Annotated in this window: 16 protein-coding genes; 1 reads left to right on the forward strand and 15 read right to left on the reverse strand. The window is 36.3% G+C overall.

What is annotated here, in order from left to right:
* The 12 genes from J7E63_RS13415 to J7E63_RS13470 all read right to left on the reverse strand — a co-directional run bounded on the left by J7E63_RS13415 (position 1) and on the right by J7E63_RS13470 (position 12,179).
* Positions 1 to 891: a carbohydrate ABC transporter permease gene (locus tag J7E63_RS13415; RefSeq protein WP_251033520.1), complete on the reverse strand. Its 891-nt coding sequence runs from the start codon at positions 889 to 891 to the stop codon at positions 1 to 3.
* Between the two features lie 105 nt (positions 892 to 996).
* A complete protein-coding gene (locus J7E63_RS13420) occupies positions 997 to 2,331 on the reverse strand; it encodes an ABC transporter substrate-binding protein (protein ID WP_215012996.1) in 1,335 nt (444 codons plus the stop codon).
* A 31-nt stretch (positions 2,332 to 2,362) separates the two neighbouring features.
* The gene (locus J7E63_RS13425) at positions 2,363 to 3,490 is read right to left on the reverse strand and encodes a glycoside hydrolase family 172 protein (protein ID WP_215012998.1); all 1,128 of its coding nucleotides are present in this window, start codon (positions 3,488 to 3,490) and stop codon (positions 2,363 to 2,365) included.
* Between the two features lie 675 nt (positions 3,491 to 4,165).
* Positions 4,166 to 5,086 (reverse strand): patatin-like phospholipase family protein, encoded by a 921-nt coding sequence (locus tag J7E63_RS13430; protein WP_215013000.1) that lies wholly within the window; start codon positions 5,084 to 5,086, stop codon positions 4,166 to 4,168.
* Positions 5,087 to 5,187: 101 nt separating this feature from the next.
* Positions 5,188 to 5,349: a hypothetical protein gene (locus tag J7E63_RS30335; RefSeq protein ID WP_308161953.1), complete on the reverse strand. Its 162-nt coding sequence runs from the start codon at positions 5,347 to 5,349 to the stop codon at positions 5,188 to 5,190.
* A 784-nt stretch (positions 5,350 to 6,133) separates the two neighbouring features.
* Positions 6,134 to 7,354, reverse strand: coding sequence for a glycosyl hydrolase family 18 protein (locus J7E63_RS13440; RefSeq protein ID WP_308161954.1), 1,221 nt, complete (start codon positions 7,352 to 7,354; stop codon positions 6,134 to 6,136).
* A gap of 615 nt (positions 7,355 to 7,969) precedes the next feature.
* Positions 7,970 to 8,152 carry a hypothetical protein gene (locus J7E63_RS13445; protein WP_215013002.1) on the reverse strand — a complete coding sequence of 61 codons (183 nt, stop codon included), beginning with the start codon at positions 8,150 to 8,152 and terminating at the stop codon, positions 7,970 to 7,972.
* 196 nt (positions 8,153 to 8,348) lie between these two features.
* Entirely contained in the window at positions 8,349 to 8,522 is a 174-nt protein-coding gene (gene sda / locus J7E63_RS30145; protein WP_215013003.1) for a sporulation histidine kinase inhibitor Sda, read from the reverse strand.
* Positions 8,523 to 8,731: 209 nt separating this feature from the next.
* Positions 8,732 to 9,334, reverse strand: coding sequence for a hypothetical protein (locus J7E63_RS13455; protein WP_215013005.1), 603 nt, complete (start codon positions 9,332 to 9,334; stop codon positions 8,732 to 8,734).
* A gap of 28 nt (positions 9,335 to 9,362) precedes the next feature.
* A complete protein-coding gene (locus J7E63_RS13460) occupies positions 9,363 to 9,767 on the reverse strand; it encodes a helix-turn-helix transcriptional regulator (protein ID WP_215013007.1) in 405 nt (134 codons plus the stop codon).
* Positions 9,768 to 10,184: 417 nt separating this feature from the next.
* Positions 10,185 to 11,588 (reverse strand): threonine synthase, encoded by a 1,404-nt coding sequence (thrC, locus tag J7E63_RS13465; protein ID WP_215013009.1) that lies wholly within the window; start codon positions 11,586 to 11,588, stop codon positions 10,185 to 10,187.
* Between the two features lie 303 nt (positions 11,589 to 11,891).
* The gene (locus J7E63_RS13470) at positions 11,892 to 12,179 is read right to left on the reverse strand and encodes a putative quinol monooxygenase (RefSeq protein WP_088086698.1); all 288 of its coding nucleotides are present in this window, start codon (positions 12,177 to 12,179) and stop codon (positions 11,892 to 11,894) included.
* Positions 12,180 to 12,463: 284 nt separating this feature from the next.
* Here J7E63_RS13470 and J7E63_RS13475 point away from each other — a divergent pair, with 284 nt between their 5' ends.
* Positions 12,464 to 13,570, forward strand: a complete 1,107-nt coding sequence (locus tag J7E63_RS13475) for a GntR family transcriptional regulator (RefSeq protein ID WP_285289935.1) — start codon at positions 12,464 to 12,466, stop codon at positions 13,568 to 13,570.
* A gap of 122 nt (positions 13,571 to 13,692) precedes the next feature.
* Here the strand turns inward: J7E63_RS13475 and J7E63_RS30505 are convergent, their stop codons facing one another.
* The 3 genes from J7E63_RS30505 to ftsZ form a co-directional block, all read right to left on the reverse strand.
* On the reverse strand, positions 13,693 to 13,839 hold the full coding sequence (locus tag J7E63_RS30505) for a hypothetical protein (protein WP_374193729.1): 147 nt from the start codon (positions 13,837 to 13,839) through the stop codon (positions 13,693 to 13,695).
* Positions 13,788 to 13,940: a hypothetical protein gene (locus J7E63_RS29595; RefSeq protein WP_251033521.1), complete on the reverse strand. Its 153-nt coding sequence runs from the start codon at positions 13,938 to 13,940 to the stop codon at positions 13,788 to 13,790. The genes J7E63_RS30505 and J7E63_RS29595 overlap by 52 nt, the downstream gene beginning before the upstream one ends.
* Positions 13,941 to 14,490: 550 nt before the next feature.
* Positions 14,491 to 15,642: a cell division protein FtsZ gene (gene ftsZ, locus J7E63_RS13485; RefSeq protein WP_215013011.1), complete on the reverse strand. Its 1,152-nt coding sequence runs from the start codon at positions 15,640 to 15,642 to the stop codon at positions 14,491 to 14,493.
* Positions 15,643 to 15,762: the final 120 nt, after the last annotated feature.

Genomic DNA, 15,762 nt, shown 5'->3' on the forward strand with positions numbered 1-15,762 from the left:
TTATCCACGTCTTTTCCTAGGAGACCACATTTTTGTAATGAAGAAAGAACTTAGGATTAATAAAATGATTATAAAGATTACCGCCATTGCACTAGACTGCCCGACTTCTCCATAACGAGTTAATGTCTTATACATATATGTACTTAGCACTTCAGAAGAAAAACCTGGTCCCCCTTGTGTAAGCACCCAAACAATATCAAAGGTTCTTGCAGCATCAATAATACGAATTAGTAATGCTACTGTTGCTACCGGAATAAGCGAAGGAAACGTAATGTAACGAAACTTATGCCATTTATTAGCCCCATCAATTTCAGCAGATTCATATAAACTAATGGGAATTCCTTTAATACCTGCTAATAATACGAGCATTATGAAAGGTGTTGTTAACCAAATATCTGCAATAATCGTAGAATAAAGTGCAAAACGGGAGTCGGATAACCAGAGTATTTGATGTGGGTCAGAGAGGAGTCCTAGTTTATAAAGCCCCCAGTTGATGATGCCGAATTGATCATTAAGCATGAATTTCCAAATTAATCCTGTTACTAAAGGTGCTAACATTAGCGGGCTTAACAATAGTGTCCGAATAAATTGGCTTCCTTTGAAAGCATTACTTAGGAGCAATGCAAGGGTCAGACCTAAGATAAACTCGATACACACCGCTACTCCTATATAAACCACTGTGTTCCAAAGTGCTTTTAAAAATCGTGAGGAAGTCAACGAGCTTGTATAGTTAGCAAAGCCGACAAATTCTCTTAATGAAGGATTTATTAAATCTATCTTATAAAAACTATCTCTGATTAAAAGTAATATTGGATAGACCAGAAACACCAACATAAAGATACCTGCAGGAAAGAAAAACATGGTCGATAATGCCCCATTTTTCATTCTCATGAAATCCACTCCTTTCTATTAATATGTTAAAACTGTATTTTTTGGATAAGAACCTCTTCATGGAATAAAGGGCCCATGAAAAGGTTCTATCAAAACATATTCATTTTATTGTGGCGGCAATAGATCTTTTATTACTCCCGCTGCCCAATCAAGTGCCTCCTGTGGTGTCTTTTCTCCTGAAAGTGCATATTGCACGGCTGGGATGAGTGCTTCACTTTCGATTTGCTGCCATTCCTTAATAGCAGGTCGATTTTGAGTTTGTGGTCCGCTTAATGTTGTCATAAGCGGTTGCAAATGCTCATAACCATTTTTCGTGCTATAATTTTCAAAAACAGATTTTCTGGCTGCTACTCCCAATGATTTCATAAATAGTTCATTCTTATCATAAATGAAGTTCAGGTACTTTTTGGCGATCTCCTGTTTTTTTGAAGAACTTGGGATAACCTGATACCATGGACCTGGTACTGCACCTATTCCTGCTCCTCCACCGATCATTGGGGCACTTCCTACTTTTCCAGCCACCTTTGATTGTTTTGGGTCATTTGAAGGGACATAAAAGTGACCCCATGCTAGCATCATTGCAGATTTTCCATTCCAAAATAGCTCAGAAGTTTCAGCAGATGCCATTTCAAGTGCTCCTGCTGGAACCGATTGATCCTTCTTTAAAAGGTCAACTAAAAATTGTAAAGAATCAACATACGGTTTCGTATTTACAAGAACTTTGCCATTATCACCAACAACCAAGGGTTTCGCACCTGCTTGAGCTGCATGATCAAGCCAACTAGCAACTGCATCCCCATTGTTGGCACCAAATACCGTTGTTCCGTACATATCAACTTTTTTATCATTATCGGTATCTCTAGTAAAAAACTTTGCAGTATCCCTATATTCATCCCATGTTGTTGGGGGATGTAAGTCATAGCCATATTTTGCTTTGAAATCAGCTTTATTCTTTGGATCTTCGAATAAATCTTTCCGATAGATTAAATTTTTTGCATTCGTCCATACAGGCATTCCATAAACTTCATTATTATAGCTACCGCCTTCTACTAGACCTGGAAATAAATCATTTTTAACGTCATCTACCATTAGATCATCTAACGGTACAAGTCCACCAGCAAGAGCAGGAAACCAAAGAATATCAATTGTTGCAACATCGAAAGCTCCTGCCTGTGAAGCTACCTCAGCCTTTAGTTTGTCATAGACTCCGGTATATGGAACCGATTCAATTTTCACCTCATAGCCTGTTTTCTGTTTAAATTCAGCTGCTGTTTCTTTTGCCACCTTAAATGCTGGGCTTCCCCCTTCAACAAGAACAGTAATGGATTTATTGTCACCTTTTGTTTCTGAACTTCCTGTTTTTTCTTCCGAACATCCCGATAAAAAGATAGATAATACTATAAATAGAGAAGCAATCGATAGGATTCCTTTTTTCTTCACCCTTTACAGCCCCCTTGATTTTTGAATTAAATTATCGATCCCACAAACCATGTTCTGGCCATCTTCTAGGAAGGCGTTCTTTTACTGGAGGAAGCTCCGGAAGTGGTTTATGAGGCTCCAGTTGATACCAATAAGCAACACTAGAATAATCATTTCCTTGATCATTTGCGTGGCCATGCTCTATCGTTGCGCGAATCGATTTGTTAAAACGGATTGGATCTTCGATATGGAAACGGTATAGGCTCCATTTTCCAAAGTGCTCTTGTACATCGCTTCCTAAAGATACACCATGATAAGGACCGGCATATTCTCCACTAGGGAAGCCCCATGCTGCATTAAAGTAGTCTTCTGTCCCTGTACCATGGAGGGATGGCGGCCATTGTTCTCCATCAATGAAGAACATATCATCACCTTCGCCTGGCCATGTGTACTCTTGATTGGAGGCATCAAAATTATCAATGTTTAATACGCATCCAACATAATGCCCTTTCCCCCCAGCATCTAGAATGACATAGTTTTCATCACCCGTTGTATTTTTACCTGGAAGGTCCCATGGTGCCGGGTTTTCAATATCACTGTTAAACACTACCTTTTCACAAGGGTTTTCACGGTTCCAGGTGGCATGAAATCTTCCAAGATCATCCGGGATTTGTTCCTTGTTTTCATATGCTTCATAATCTACATAATAAAACAAGTTCTCTACTTTTTCTTCACTTTCATTGATTAATTGAATTTTAGCACCATCAGCAAATGGCATTGGAAAATAACAGTTCATTGATGCAGCAAATGGTCCTTTAGGCCCTCTTTTCTCACCCATGATCATACTTAAAGGAAGGGAGACATAGTGCTTACAGGTTGCATGCCCTATTCCAAAAAAGTCACCAAAAGGAACTCTTACACTTGGATTTTCCTCCCCATCCCAATACATTTCTAAGACAAGTTTCCGTAAATATTGTGGAGCATAGCATCTTGTTGTCATCCAAATATGTTTTATACACCCTGCTCCTTTGATATCAGCCATTACTGCAGTTGTACCAGGTTCAACTACAACAAAATCTCTATTTCCCCCTGTTCGATCATAGCTTGATTCACGTTTTGAACTTGCATTCTTAATAAATGGTAATCCCCCTAATGGGCTATTTGGTTGCCAAACATTCATTGATCATGTCCCCCTATTTTTTAATCATTTTAAAAAATTGATACCGGTTACATTTTTGAAGTAAACATGCTTAAACTTATATTTCCTTTTGCCCCCCATAAGATTTTTTAAATCCTCTTTACACTTTTTATTGTATTTTTTATTCCGTTTTTTTTAAATTCTAACTTTTTTAGAAAAGGTTATATATATTTAGAACTTTTTTGATAATCATCTAAATTTATCATACTAGGTTCAATTAACTCCGTTTTGCAATTGCAAAAGTAATAAACATCTTCTTGCACCTTTACATAAAGCGTTATACGAATTTCAACAGAACACCATTCGATTTGAAACATTCCTTTTTGTTGGACTAAACATAGATTATTTGGTGGAAATGAGAAAAGCCGTGCTTAGAGTAGCATGGCTTTTTTTACAAACATAAGTCAAACAATGAAAATTTTTTTCTTTTATTAAAAGAAGTTAACAGTTCATTTAAAATGAGGAATATCGACAACTTTTTCAATATACCTTGTTTATAATGACTTAAGTATTGAAGTGTAAAAAATTGAGGAGGAAACTAATGGAAGTTCTACTCTATATCGGTACGTATCTATTAGGTGCTCTTGCTATTGTGCACCTGATTACATTCACTTTTAATTTATTTTCTAAATAAAGTTTGAGAAATGGCCTTTTCAGCTACTTATTCTTTAATCTTTGCATTCTTTTAACCTTATATTGTTCAAAATCCCACTTCGATAAAAATTCTTTTGTAGAAGAATAGCCTGACATATAGAGAAAATCGATTTCAGCCGGATCCAATTCAAAATCAGTAGTGTTGATGTCACCAGTTGGAATTTGAATGGTACGTTCAATCGTCTCATTGTTCAAATGTCGTAGATCATGGGCTTGAATCATCGTTTTAAATATATTTTTAAAAAGGTGGAGGGGCGTTGGTATTACTGGATCTATGTTAACTTTATCTTTCACAAAACGGAAGCCGAACGTTGGAAACCGAGGGTTTTCCGTATCAAATATCCATATTGGAAAGTTACTTAGTAAACCACCATCTAAAATGTAGGACTTTTTACGGTCTTTTGATTTCCAAATAACGGGACGGAAGAAAAATGGGAGAGAGGCACTCATCATAACTGCGGTTGAAACCTTAAAATCAGCAGGAGTCATCCCATACCGATCCAAATCATCTGGCAAAACAAGCATTTGGCCATTCGTAACATCAGAAGCGATTATCTTCAATTTTTCCTCTGGTAGATCCGCAAATGTCTTAATTCCTTTTTCTATAAGAAGTGAATCCATCCAGATTTCCAAGTAATCGTTTTTATATATTCCAAGATGAATCATTAGTTCTAATAAGGGACCAAAAATTGGAATTCGATTCAAGTATGTTCTACCTCGTAGCTTTGAAAAATCTAGTTTGCTCAAATGATCTCTAATTTCATAGCTTTTGTAGCCGCTTGCCAAAAGAGCAGCGATTACAGCTCCTGCTGATGTTCCAGCTAATCTTTGCCATTCTACTTTTTCCTCTTCCATTGCTTGAATCGCTCCAATAAAAGCAACTCCCCTAGCCCCACCACCTTCAAAAACAGCATCCGCCTTCAATTTTATCCACCCCACGAGTAATATATTTTAAACTGCTAAAATAGTTGATTAACGACGAAAAAGAAGTTTTCCTGACAAAACCCCATACGTAAAAAAGATGATTACATATTGGTTAATTGGCCCTTTATTAAAGTTTTATCTAATTCACGTACTTTATCATATGACAGTAACAGTTGTTCCGGTACCAATGTTCTCCCGTATTCCCAAGCATTCGTTTCAATTTCAGATTTAAGCTTCTCTATTTCTTCATCTTCACCATACATTAGAATCCTAAGATCATGTTTGTTTTTTTAAAATCCAAGTAATACCCAATCACATGATAAAGAATAATTCTAACAAAGTTTTCATCTATCTCTTTAATTCTAATTTTGTTGATATAACCGTTAACTTGTAGATAATTAAATTTTATAGTATTTGTCGATATGTTATAACTCATAGGTACAGTGAGATTATTGTTAAATTCATAGTCAATATTTAAATTGTGCTTATCTAATGTATCTTTTATGATCTTTTCAATATTCCATATATAAAGCATTTTACTATCACTCCCTTTTAGGAACTTACTTCATTTAGTGGTATCATTATTTCCTTTTACATCCTAATTTTATATTGATAAATAGTATTCATATGAACATTAATATGCTGTAATTATATCTATATAGTATCCCGATTACGAAAAAACTTCGAAAGCCATATTTACCATTTCTTTCTACCTCAGCTACTATTTTAATAGTAATATAGGACCTTTGTTAAAATAATTTTAATATATAGGATTTTCAACTTGTCTGTTGATTTGCGCTCCAGGCGCTTCGCTTTCCGCGGGCGTGCCGGGGAGCCTCCTCGTCGCTTCGCTCCTGCGGAGTTTCCCCTGCCCCGTACTCCCGCAGGAGAGGAGTCTTCGCGCCTTCCGCTCCAATCAACGGTGTAGTATTCAATAATGACCTTTATTGCCGAGAAAATGAACCTTTATCGAGAATCTGGGCAGATTTATTGGATCTGCTTTTTTATATGTCTTACTTTCTGTAGGGAAAATTCATTCATAGATCATCATTTTTTTACTTTTATTGTCTCGGGTATGGCCTTCCAGTACATAGGGTCTTCTAAGCCGAGTCGCCAAATCCCGATTCCTTGTAAGTTATATTTTTCTACAAGGTTTAGTTTAGACCGCAGACTGTCACTATTCTCAAACCAAGCCTCGTGGATATGGTCTTTTTCATCTGCATAACTGAAATGAGGTGTTTGCGTACGATGGTCCCACAATATTTCAGCTTTATATTTTGTTTTATGCTCCATTAACAGTGCATAGGAGCTATATAAAGCTTTATTAGCTGTTTTGTCCCAGTCCCATCCATAACCAGCGATACCGAGTAAAATTTTTGATTTTGGTACTCCTTTATTCAAAGCATAACGAATCGTTGCTTCTGTCCAATCAGCCGACGCCGTTGACCCGGGTGTTGTGTTTCCGTTGTGTTCATCGTAGGTCATAATCATTAACCGATCTGCAAATAGACCAAGTTTTGCGTAATCAAACCACGGTGACCAGGGATTAGCACGCGAATCACCTGTGTTTGCCGGGACGGAAACAGTCACTACTTTTCCATCAGAATGCAGTGTATCAGACAATTTTTTAATCATTAGGCTAAAAGAATCTCTGTCTGTCAAATACAAATTTTCCATGTCTATATTAATACCATCATAACGGAACTGATTTATTTCATTTCGTAAATTTTGAATGAAAACACTCCGGCTTTTATCTTTATTAAGTACATTACTCGCTACTTGCTTACCCTTCTCCGTGGTTTCATAAAAGAGGTTGTGAACAACTAGATATACCTTCACCTGTTTTTCATGAGCGCTTAGAATAACCTTTTTCTTATGAGCATCTGTAACGGAATCTATCAGACTGCCTGGACGTTTATCATCAAGCTTGTACCAAAAGGGTGCAATGATGCTTATATTGGTGAATTGCGAGTTAAATGTAGGTTGAGAACCTGGAAAACCGCCTTCCTGTTCTGTGTAAAAGCCTAAAACTTCACGGGGAATTTTATTAATATTATGTACCTGAACTCTCTGGTCGTCCGTTTCTGAATATTCTGGATGAAAATCCTGCATTTTCTCTGGCGATGGCTTTTCGATACTGTACGTATTTTCTCGAACACTATTTGGACTACCATTTTTTCTTTGTGAATGACTGCAGGATGACATCATTAGTAAAAAGACCATGCCTAAAGAAATTATGATGAAGCACTGATAAAAGTTCCGCGACACCTATTACACCTACTTCTCTAATTTGTTTATTTCTTAAGTTGATGAGAAAAGTTATAATTTATTCACGGCAAATTTTTAAGTCCTTCCTTCATTTAATCTTTCTTTCATGGGCGAACTAGTTATTCCATTGGTGCTTACGGACATTGCAATTCAAAATCCTCAAGGGATCGCTGTTCTGGAAAGTGTAGATTATCTCCCACCCATAAACTCTTTGACCTTTACGAATGGGCAGCGGGGAGCCACTAGTATTGATTCATGGGGCTGGTGAAAAAAAAAGAGGGATGGTTTAAACAATTTGAGTGAGCTAATGAGTATATGTTATTTTGGTATATTCGGTCCTATGATAAGCCGTTTTCTGAAAAATCCAAGTTTTTCTTGGAATGTCTACAAATTTATTGTTGATATTCAGGGATGTAATATATAGAGTAACGGGAGATACTAACCTGCTACTCTTCTCCTAAACAAACTTGAGCATGTTTGGGAATGAGTTCTTCCAATTAACTACGGAAATTGAAATCCTAGATAACGAAAAATACCCCTCCAAGTTTAAATGGATAGGGCTGTTATAACCTAATATTGCTTCATTTCAATTGTAACGTTAATAGTCTCGCTTGCTCAATTTCTATTCTTGATTTGGCAATCTGGCATCTTTTGTTTTGATTCTATAACATGAACAAGTTCTTCTATAATATCGTTTAAACTCATCTTGCTTGTATCTTTTCTTAAAATGATAGAAGTTTTGTATAGTAAAGTTTTTTCTTGTTCACTCATAAATATAGTTTTTTCTTGTTCATTCATAAAAATTCCTCCATTTTTAATAGAATGCTGAATTTTAATTCTATACGGCAAAACCCAACTTATTCTTGGAAGATCTCTGAATAAAGGATAAATACTTTATCTAAAAGACTTTTGATACTTCTTACGGTACGAGTAATCTATAACTGAAAAACATTAAACTTATCTACCAGAAAAAATATTGTACTAATTTCAAATTCTAATCTGATTGATTATACTGATTTAAAATTTTTTTATAATCATTTTTGGGTGATTCATTAATAAATCGTGTATCTAACTCATTAGCTAAGAGTATAATAAAGTCTTTGCAAAGATTTAACTTAATAGCAGAATTAAATGCTTCTAGCAATTGTTCAGTACTAAGGTTATGCATACTTGTTTCACTCCACTTTACTACAAATACCTTCTTTCAAGTAAGAATATGAAGAGGGAATACTCCGTTGTAAAATGTCATCAGCAATCAAGAAATAAAAAAAGCAGCGTGCCGTGAAGGTAAAGCTGCTTTTTTTGTACGATATAGGATATTTATTAACAAAGAAGTGCTCATCCGATTAAGAATGTGTTTTCCTTTAGATATGTACATTATTTACTTGGAGCAACAAGTACACGCACGCTATCTTCCAATTGATGGGCAATATTTTGATGAGTTTTTCTAGCTTGTTTTAAATAGTTGTCTGTGACAGCTTCCCAAGCATTCAGTGCTTCATTTGTATATTCAATAAATGCCTCGCTATTTTGTTCAAAAAGCTTCTCAGTTCTTTCAATTAAATCAAAGGCTGAGTTAATTGGAGTTAAATAAAGCTCCTCTAATTTACTAGCTCCTTCACTTACATGACTTTTTAAAGATTCAGTCACTTCATGAGTAGATTCATTTGTATTAAAAATGTTGTTTTGGAATAACCCTTTACGCAATTCGCCATTTAATTTTGTTGTTTGCTCAAAAAGACCCTTTAACGTTTTGAGGTATACTCCATTGAACTTTGTTGTTTCTTTTATAGCCTGTAAGTAAAGTTCTTGGCGTTGTTCTCTATAATCTCTTGTACGAGATACGGCACCTTCAAATTGATCCCAAAAGGTTTCAATAAATGAATCCGTAACATAGCTTGGTTCATTTTGCTCCACTACTTTTGGAACCTCCACTTTTTTAACTTCCTTTTTTAGGACTTCTTCTTTTTGATGAATCATCTTTTGGACCATCTTCGTTCCTCCTCATTTACTTTGTAAATTTCTCTATTTTATCCTCCCTATGAAACGGAGGTATGTAGAGCTCAAGAAAACTAGAATACATTTTTAAAAATTGATCGAGCATAGATTGGTATAGCTCGAGTTGTCTAGCATGACTCTTTAAGTACGCTTTACCAACATCAGTTATTGAATAACATCTTTTGGCAGGACCGCTTCCATTTGTATGCCACTCAGATTGCACAAGATTGTCATTCTCTAGTTGTCTCAATAAACGATACAAATTTCCTTGGTCAAGAGTGTTAAAACCGAGAGCTTGAAGCTTTTGATTTAGTTCATAGCCATGAAGTGACATCCTACTAAGAAGCAATAATATAAATGGAAGGATAAAGTTCTTAGATGGAGTAACATTATTTTCATTTTTAGAGTTGGTCATGACTACACCTCAACAAAATTACTATATATGTATTTTACACATATAGATCACATTTCGTCAATTGCATATAAACAATAAAATGAATAAAATTTAATAATGGATCTATTTTTTGACTATTAGGGGTGTTAAAGGTACTTTTCTCCAGTAAAATCAATATCGCGATTAGCTCTTTTTTAACGAACGCTAACGCCCGTCATATAAAAATGGTGGCCTGGAATTATTTCCAACGCCACCATTCTCTTATTGACAATATTTTTACTTAAAGACACGTCAAATCAACGTAATTAGTTTGCTTATGAGTCACCCTTATGGCATATTACTACCAGCTTTTAAAGCTCGTATAACCATCATCCACCTTGATGATTTAATAATGTAAACTATAGTTCTAGATTCTTTACCATGAACCTATTTTAGGATTTACTTAGCAGAAAAACTAAAAAGCTTTTCTAATTTACGTACAATTTCATCTTTATCCGCGTCAACAACTTCTAGATGCTGTGGTTTATTAAACAATTGACTTATTTGTTCAGGGAATGTCTGCTTAATATCACAACGTTCGATGGATTCATTAAATTTTGCTGGGTGAGCTGTTGCAAGTGTGACACAAACCTCACTAGGATTATTACAACTTTCGTATGCAGCGACCCCACAAGCCGTGTGTGGATCTAATAAATAACTAGTTTCAGCATGGTACTTCGTAATTGTTTGTAAGCATTCTTCCCCTTCAACTCCATGTGCTGCAAAATCCTCTTTTACCTTGCGGAGCAGTTCCTCGTTCACAACAATTTTTCCTTCTGACATGAATTTTTCCATTAAGGCAGATACTTCGCTTGGATTTTCACCAAGCAAGTAGTACAAATAACGCTCAAAATTGCTAGCTACCTGAATATCCATAGAAGGGCTATAGGTGCTCCTGAATTCACCAGGCTTGTACACTCCATTAGAGATAAAATCCTCTAAAATATTATTCTCGTTGGTCGCAACGATTAGTTTACCAATCGGTAGGCCCATTTTCTTTGCAAGATAACCAGCAAAAATATCTCCAAAATTTCCAGTCGGCACACTGAAGTTAACGCTCTGTGAACCTGTCTCTTTTGTTACTTGGAAATACGCATAGAAATAATAAACTGTTTGCGCCATTATACGAACAAAATTAATGGAATTGATCGCACGCATATGGTATTTGTTTTTAAAATCCACATCTGCGAACAATTCTTTGATGATTCTTTGACCATCATCAAACGTCCCCTTGATGGCTAAGTTCAAAACACTTTTGTCATCAACAGTTGTCATTTGTAATTCTTGTACCTTACTTACTTTGCCATGTGGGTGCAAAATGCAAATGCGAATGCCTTCTTTTCCTCTGACTCCCTCAATCGCTGAGGCTCCCGTATCCCCTGAAGTAGCACCGAGAATATGAATTGATTCACCTGTTTTCTTTGATACATAGGAATATAAATTCCCTAAGAATTGCAAAGCAATATCTTTAAAAGCAAAGGTCGGACCATGGAACAGTTCTAGCACATACATGTTTTCCTTCAGCTTTTGAACAGGTGTTACTTCTGGGTGGCGAAAGGTTGCATAGCTTTTCTCGATTAAAGCCTTTAGCTCATTGTCTGGAATTTCACCATCAACATAATAGGAAAAGATTTCGTATGCTAGTTCCTGATAAGTTAACTGGGACATTGCTTCTAACTTATCTGCAGGAATTTGTGGGATCTTCTCAGGGACTAATAGTCCCCCATCATTAGCTAATCCCATTAAGACTGTATCAATAAAACCAATTTTATTTACATTTCCGCGTGTACTAACAAAGTTCATAGCATCCTCCAAGGTTATATTAAAAGTTTTTACTATCCGATAAAATTTGCTAACGAGGGTTTCCTATATTATTTTCGTGAAGCTATAATATATAAAATTCATTTTAATACATAATTTAGCGAATAGTCTATAAATTGTCGTTTTAGAAAGCATATTTTTTCTTATTTATTCTAAATCAGGCACCATCCTCATGGGAGGAAGGTGCCGGGACAAGAGGAATATGTAAGTACTTTCCTTTTTAACCTCTCCTAAGTGGTGATTCAGGATTCCTCTCCATAAACTTGATCCAATTTCCATCGGGGGTTATTTTACTTCTCTATAAAGGTTGATTTCTGTACTTTCTCGAAGTTTTCTAAGCTCTGGAACAATTTTCATAACATGTTCACTTTTATTATGTTGATTTAAAGCCTCTTCATCCACCCATTCTTCGAGCATAGTAAGGATGGTCGGATCATTGATATCTTGATGAAGTGTGTACGTTATACAGCCTTTTTCTTTTCTGGTTTCTGACACAACTTCTCTTGCCAAAATAAAATATTCTTCTACCTTTACACCTGGTTTTAGTTTTGCTTTACATACAACTTTAATCATTTTATTAACTCCTTCTCTTTTTTATTATTGCCTTATTACGGAACATAGCTCAACTTTATAATAACATGATTTTCGATATAGCTTTACACTGTGCAATCAGAGGATACATATATATACAAATTCCAAAAGCATCACAAATAATAAATCATCCGCGACTTGTACGTATAATGCTAGTAAATTATCTCATGGTCAATCCCTTGTTTTTTTGTTAATATTATTTTATTAAACATGTTGTACGCATAAGTAAATAAACTTGCTTCCAAGTTGAAAGTGGTGTAATCCAATTGGCTCAACAAACTAAATATAATATGGTAAAGGAAAAGATAACAGAATGGATAACTAGCGGTCAGGTAAAACCTGGGGATAAGATTTATTCTGAAAATGAACTTGTCAAAATGTTTGGTGTAAGCAGACATACGATTCGTCAAGCTATCGGGGATTTGGTTCATGAGGGATGGCTATACAGAGAACAAGGTGCTGGAACCTTTTGTTCCAATAAGTTGGGGAATGAAAAGCCTCAAATCCAGCATCAATCAAGTACTGGAAAAAATATCGGAGTTATAACCACCTACATTTCTGACTATATTTTCCCTTCCATTATCAAAGGAATTGAATCATATTTAACAGCTGAGGGATATTCTTTAACCTTTGCTTGTACGGATAATGATGTTGAGAAAGAAAAACAATGTTTACAAACGATGTTAAGCAGGAACATTGACGGTCTTATTGTTGAGCCTACTAAAAGCAGCAATTACAATCCTAACATTCATTACTATCTGGAATTAGAACAGAACCATATCCCATACTTAATGATTAACCAATTCTATCCCCAGCTTATGCCTCCTCATATCGTTGTGAATGATGAACACGGCGGATTTGCGGCTACTGAACATTTAATTAAATTAGGACATGAAAAGATAGTTGGACTTTTTAAAACGGATGACCTCCAAGGGGTAAATCGTATGCAGGGCTTTATCCGCGCTTTCAGAGAGCATGGCATCACATTTTTCCCGGAGATGGTGATTACCTTTACCACCGAAGAAAAAGATAGCAGATTATTAGAACGATTAGAAAAATTTTTCAATGCAGATTCAATCCCTTCAGCAATTGTTTGTTACAATGACCAACTGGCCTTACAAATATTAAATATGTTAAGAGAACTTGGATTAAGTATTCCTGATGATGTTTCGATTGTTGGCTACGATGACTCCTTTTTAGCAGAGGCATCCGATGTAAAACTAACATCAGTAACCCATCCAAAAATGCAAATGGGGATTGATGCTGCAAAATGGATTGTTGCTGCTGTCGAAAAGAAGGATAACATTCCTCCATCCATCGTATACGAGCCTGAACTTGTGATTAGAAGTTCAACCACTATATTGAAAAAATAACAAGTGTAGAAATTAAAATTATTTTAAAGTTAACACGAAGACGCTTTCGTAATGTATTTTCCAACACATTATGAAAGCGTCCTTTATTTAATTTAAAGAGAAATATTAATTCCAGAATCTTCTTAAATATCACGAGATACTTTTACCGGTGCGGTTTCCTTAAGCAAGAAGGATAACAAGAAGAAAACAACCAGAACCGCTTCCCCGCCTATTGCTTTTATGGAAGAGATTCTCTGCTTGACGCCTTCTTCATCGATGTCAGCTGCAATGACCTTTGCTCCTTCCCTTGCAAAAGAAATGGCTGTTTCCTGCCCGATTCCTGACCTTCACCACTTACCACGCAAACCTTCCCTGCAAATCTTTTAGGCATTGGAATCCCCCCATCTCATACCCTGTTAAAGAGGATATTGGATTTCCGCCAATTTTTTCCTCATGATGCTTTCATGAGGAAGAGTTCAATCTGTTTTCTTACACATTTGTCCTCATGAACTTTCATGAGGACAAGTCCTATCTGTTTTCTTACGCTTTTGTCCTCATGAGCCTTTCATGAGGACAAGTTCTATCTGTTTTCTTACGTTTTTGTCCTCATGAGCCTCTCATGAGGACAAGTCCTATCTGTTTTCTTACGCTTTTGTCCTCATGAGCCTTTCATGAGGACAAGTCATATCTGTTTTCTTACGCTTTTGTCCTCATGAGCCTTTCATGAGGACATGAGGTAGGGGTTCTTTGATTAATGGATCACGGGATTACACCCCGGTTCAATTACCCCTTAATCTTCGATAAAGTTCAATGCATTCTTCTGCCACAATCCCAAATTTAGTAGGACTACCTAATAGGCGCAAAGCCATTTATTTCTTCAAGAATTTGGGTCTAAGTACTATATATTTCTTTATCAACCTATGAAAATGCAGATGTTAAATTTATAAAAATCGTTTTTTTCGATTGCGCAAGAACGCTGGAATATTCAGAGATTCTTCTGACTGTTCTGAGTGTCTTTCATAATCTTGAATTGATTCGCCTCGGTTTATTGGTTCACGCTGTATACGTTGTTCCCTTTGATATGGATTAGACATTTCTTCCATTGATGGCTGGGAAAGCGGTTGTGCTAATATCTCCTCTTGCTCAGTGAATCCAGTGGCAATAACAGTTACGATAATTTCTTCATCTAAGTTTTCGTTAATGACCGAACCAAAAATCATATTTAATTCCTCATGAGAAGCAGAAGCAACTATATCGGCTGCCTCCTGTACTTCAAAAAGACTTAAATTATTTCCACCAGTTATGTTCATGATCACACCATGAGCTCCATTGATGGAAGTTTCAAGTAAGGGACTATTTAAGGCTTTCTGCGCAGCCTCAACAGCACGATCTTTACCTTTAGCAATACCAATTCCCATTAAGGCAGTTCCCTTATGGGACATAACCGTTTTCACGTCAGCAAAATCAAGGTTGATTAACCCTGGCACAGCAATTAAATCTGAAATTCCTTGAACACCCTGGCGTAATACATTATCAGCTTCACGAAAAGCTTCAATCATGGGTGTTTTTTTATCTACAATCTCTAATAAGCGATCGTTGGGAATAATAATTAAGGTGTCTACTGCTTCCCTCATTTCGTTAATTCCAGTTTCTGCGTTAGCTGCACGCTTGCGGCCTTCAAATTTAAACGGACGTGTGACAACTCCAATTGTCAGGGCACCAAGATTGCGGGCAATTTCAGCAATGGCAGGCGCTGCCCCTGTGCCTGTACCACCGCCCATACCGGCTGTAACAAAAACCATGTCTGCGCCTGCTAACACTTCTTTTATTTGCTGTTTGCTCTCTTCCACAGCTCTTTTACCTATATCAGGATTAGCCCCTGCTCCCAAACCTCTTGTCAATGCTGTACCAATTTGCATCGTGACCGCTGCTTTTGATTGATTAAGAGCTTGTGCATCTGTATTAACGGCAATAAATTCTACACCTTCAACTCCTTCGTCAATCATACGATTCACGGCGTTATTTCCCCCGCCGCCAACACCGATGACTTTAATCTTGGCGAGTTGGTCCATATTTGTATCAAATTCTAACATGTTAATTCCTCCGCTATAGTAGATTAGGTGACAGGAAATTTTACTATTGCTTTCTAATTATTTCAGAGCAAACTTACCCCTCTAATTAAAGTTGCTTGTATGACCTCTTACGATAATAAA

The organism is Bacillus sp. ISL-75 (genome assembly GCF_018613095.1).

Excerpts from the sequence above, each read along its gene's own strand:
- J7E63_RS13415 (WP_251033520.1), bottom strand. The coding sequence starts at position 891 with ATGAGAATGAAAAATGGGGCATTATCGACCATGTTTTTCTTTCCTGCA.
- J7E63_RS13425 (WP_215012998.1), bottom strand. The coding sequence starts at position 3,490 with ATGAATGTTTGGCAACCAAATAGCCCATTAGGGGGATTACCATTTATT.
- J7E63_RS30335 (WP_308161953.1), bottom strand. The coding sequence starts at position 5,349 with ATGTATGGTGAAGATGAAGAAATAGAGAAGCTTAAATCTGAAATTGAA.
- J7E63_RS13445 (WP_215013002.1), bottom strand. The coding sequence starts at position 8,152 with ATGAATGAACAAGAAAAAACTATATTTATGAGTGAACAAGAAAAAACT.
- sda (WP_215013003.1), bottom strand. The coding sequence starts at position 8,522 with ATGCATAACCTTAGTACTGAACAATTGCTAGAAGCATTTAATTCTGCT.
- J7E63_RS13455 (WP_215013005.1), bottom strand. The coding sequence starts at position 9,334 with ATGATTCATCAAAAAGAAGAAGTCCTAAAAAAGGAAGTTAAAAAAGTG.
- J7E63_RS13460 (WP_215013007.1), bottom strand. The coding sequence starts at position 9,767 with ATGACCAACTCTAAAAATGAAAATAATGTTACTCCATCTAAGAACTTT.
- thrC (WP_215013009.1), bottom strand. The coding sequence starts at position 11,588 with ATGAACTTTGTTAGTACACGCGGAAATGTAAATAAAATTGGTTTTATT.
- J7E63_RS13470 (WP_088086698.1), bottom strand. The coding sequence starts at position 12,179 with ATGATTAAAGTTGTATGTAAAGCAAAACTAAAACCAGGTGTAAAGGTA.
- J7E63_RS29595 (WP_251033521.1), bottom strand. The coding sequence starts at position 13,940 with ATGCCTAAAAGATTTGCAGGGAAGGTTTGCGTGGTAAGTGGTGAAGGT.
- ftsZ (WP_215013011.1), bottom strand. The coding sequence starts at position 15,642 with ATGTTAGAATTTGATACAAATATGGACCAACTCGCCAAGATTAAAGTC.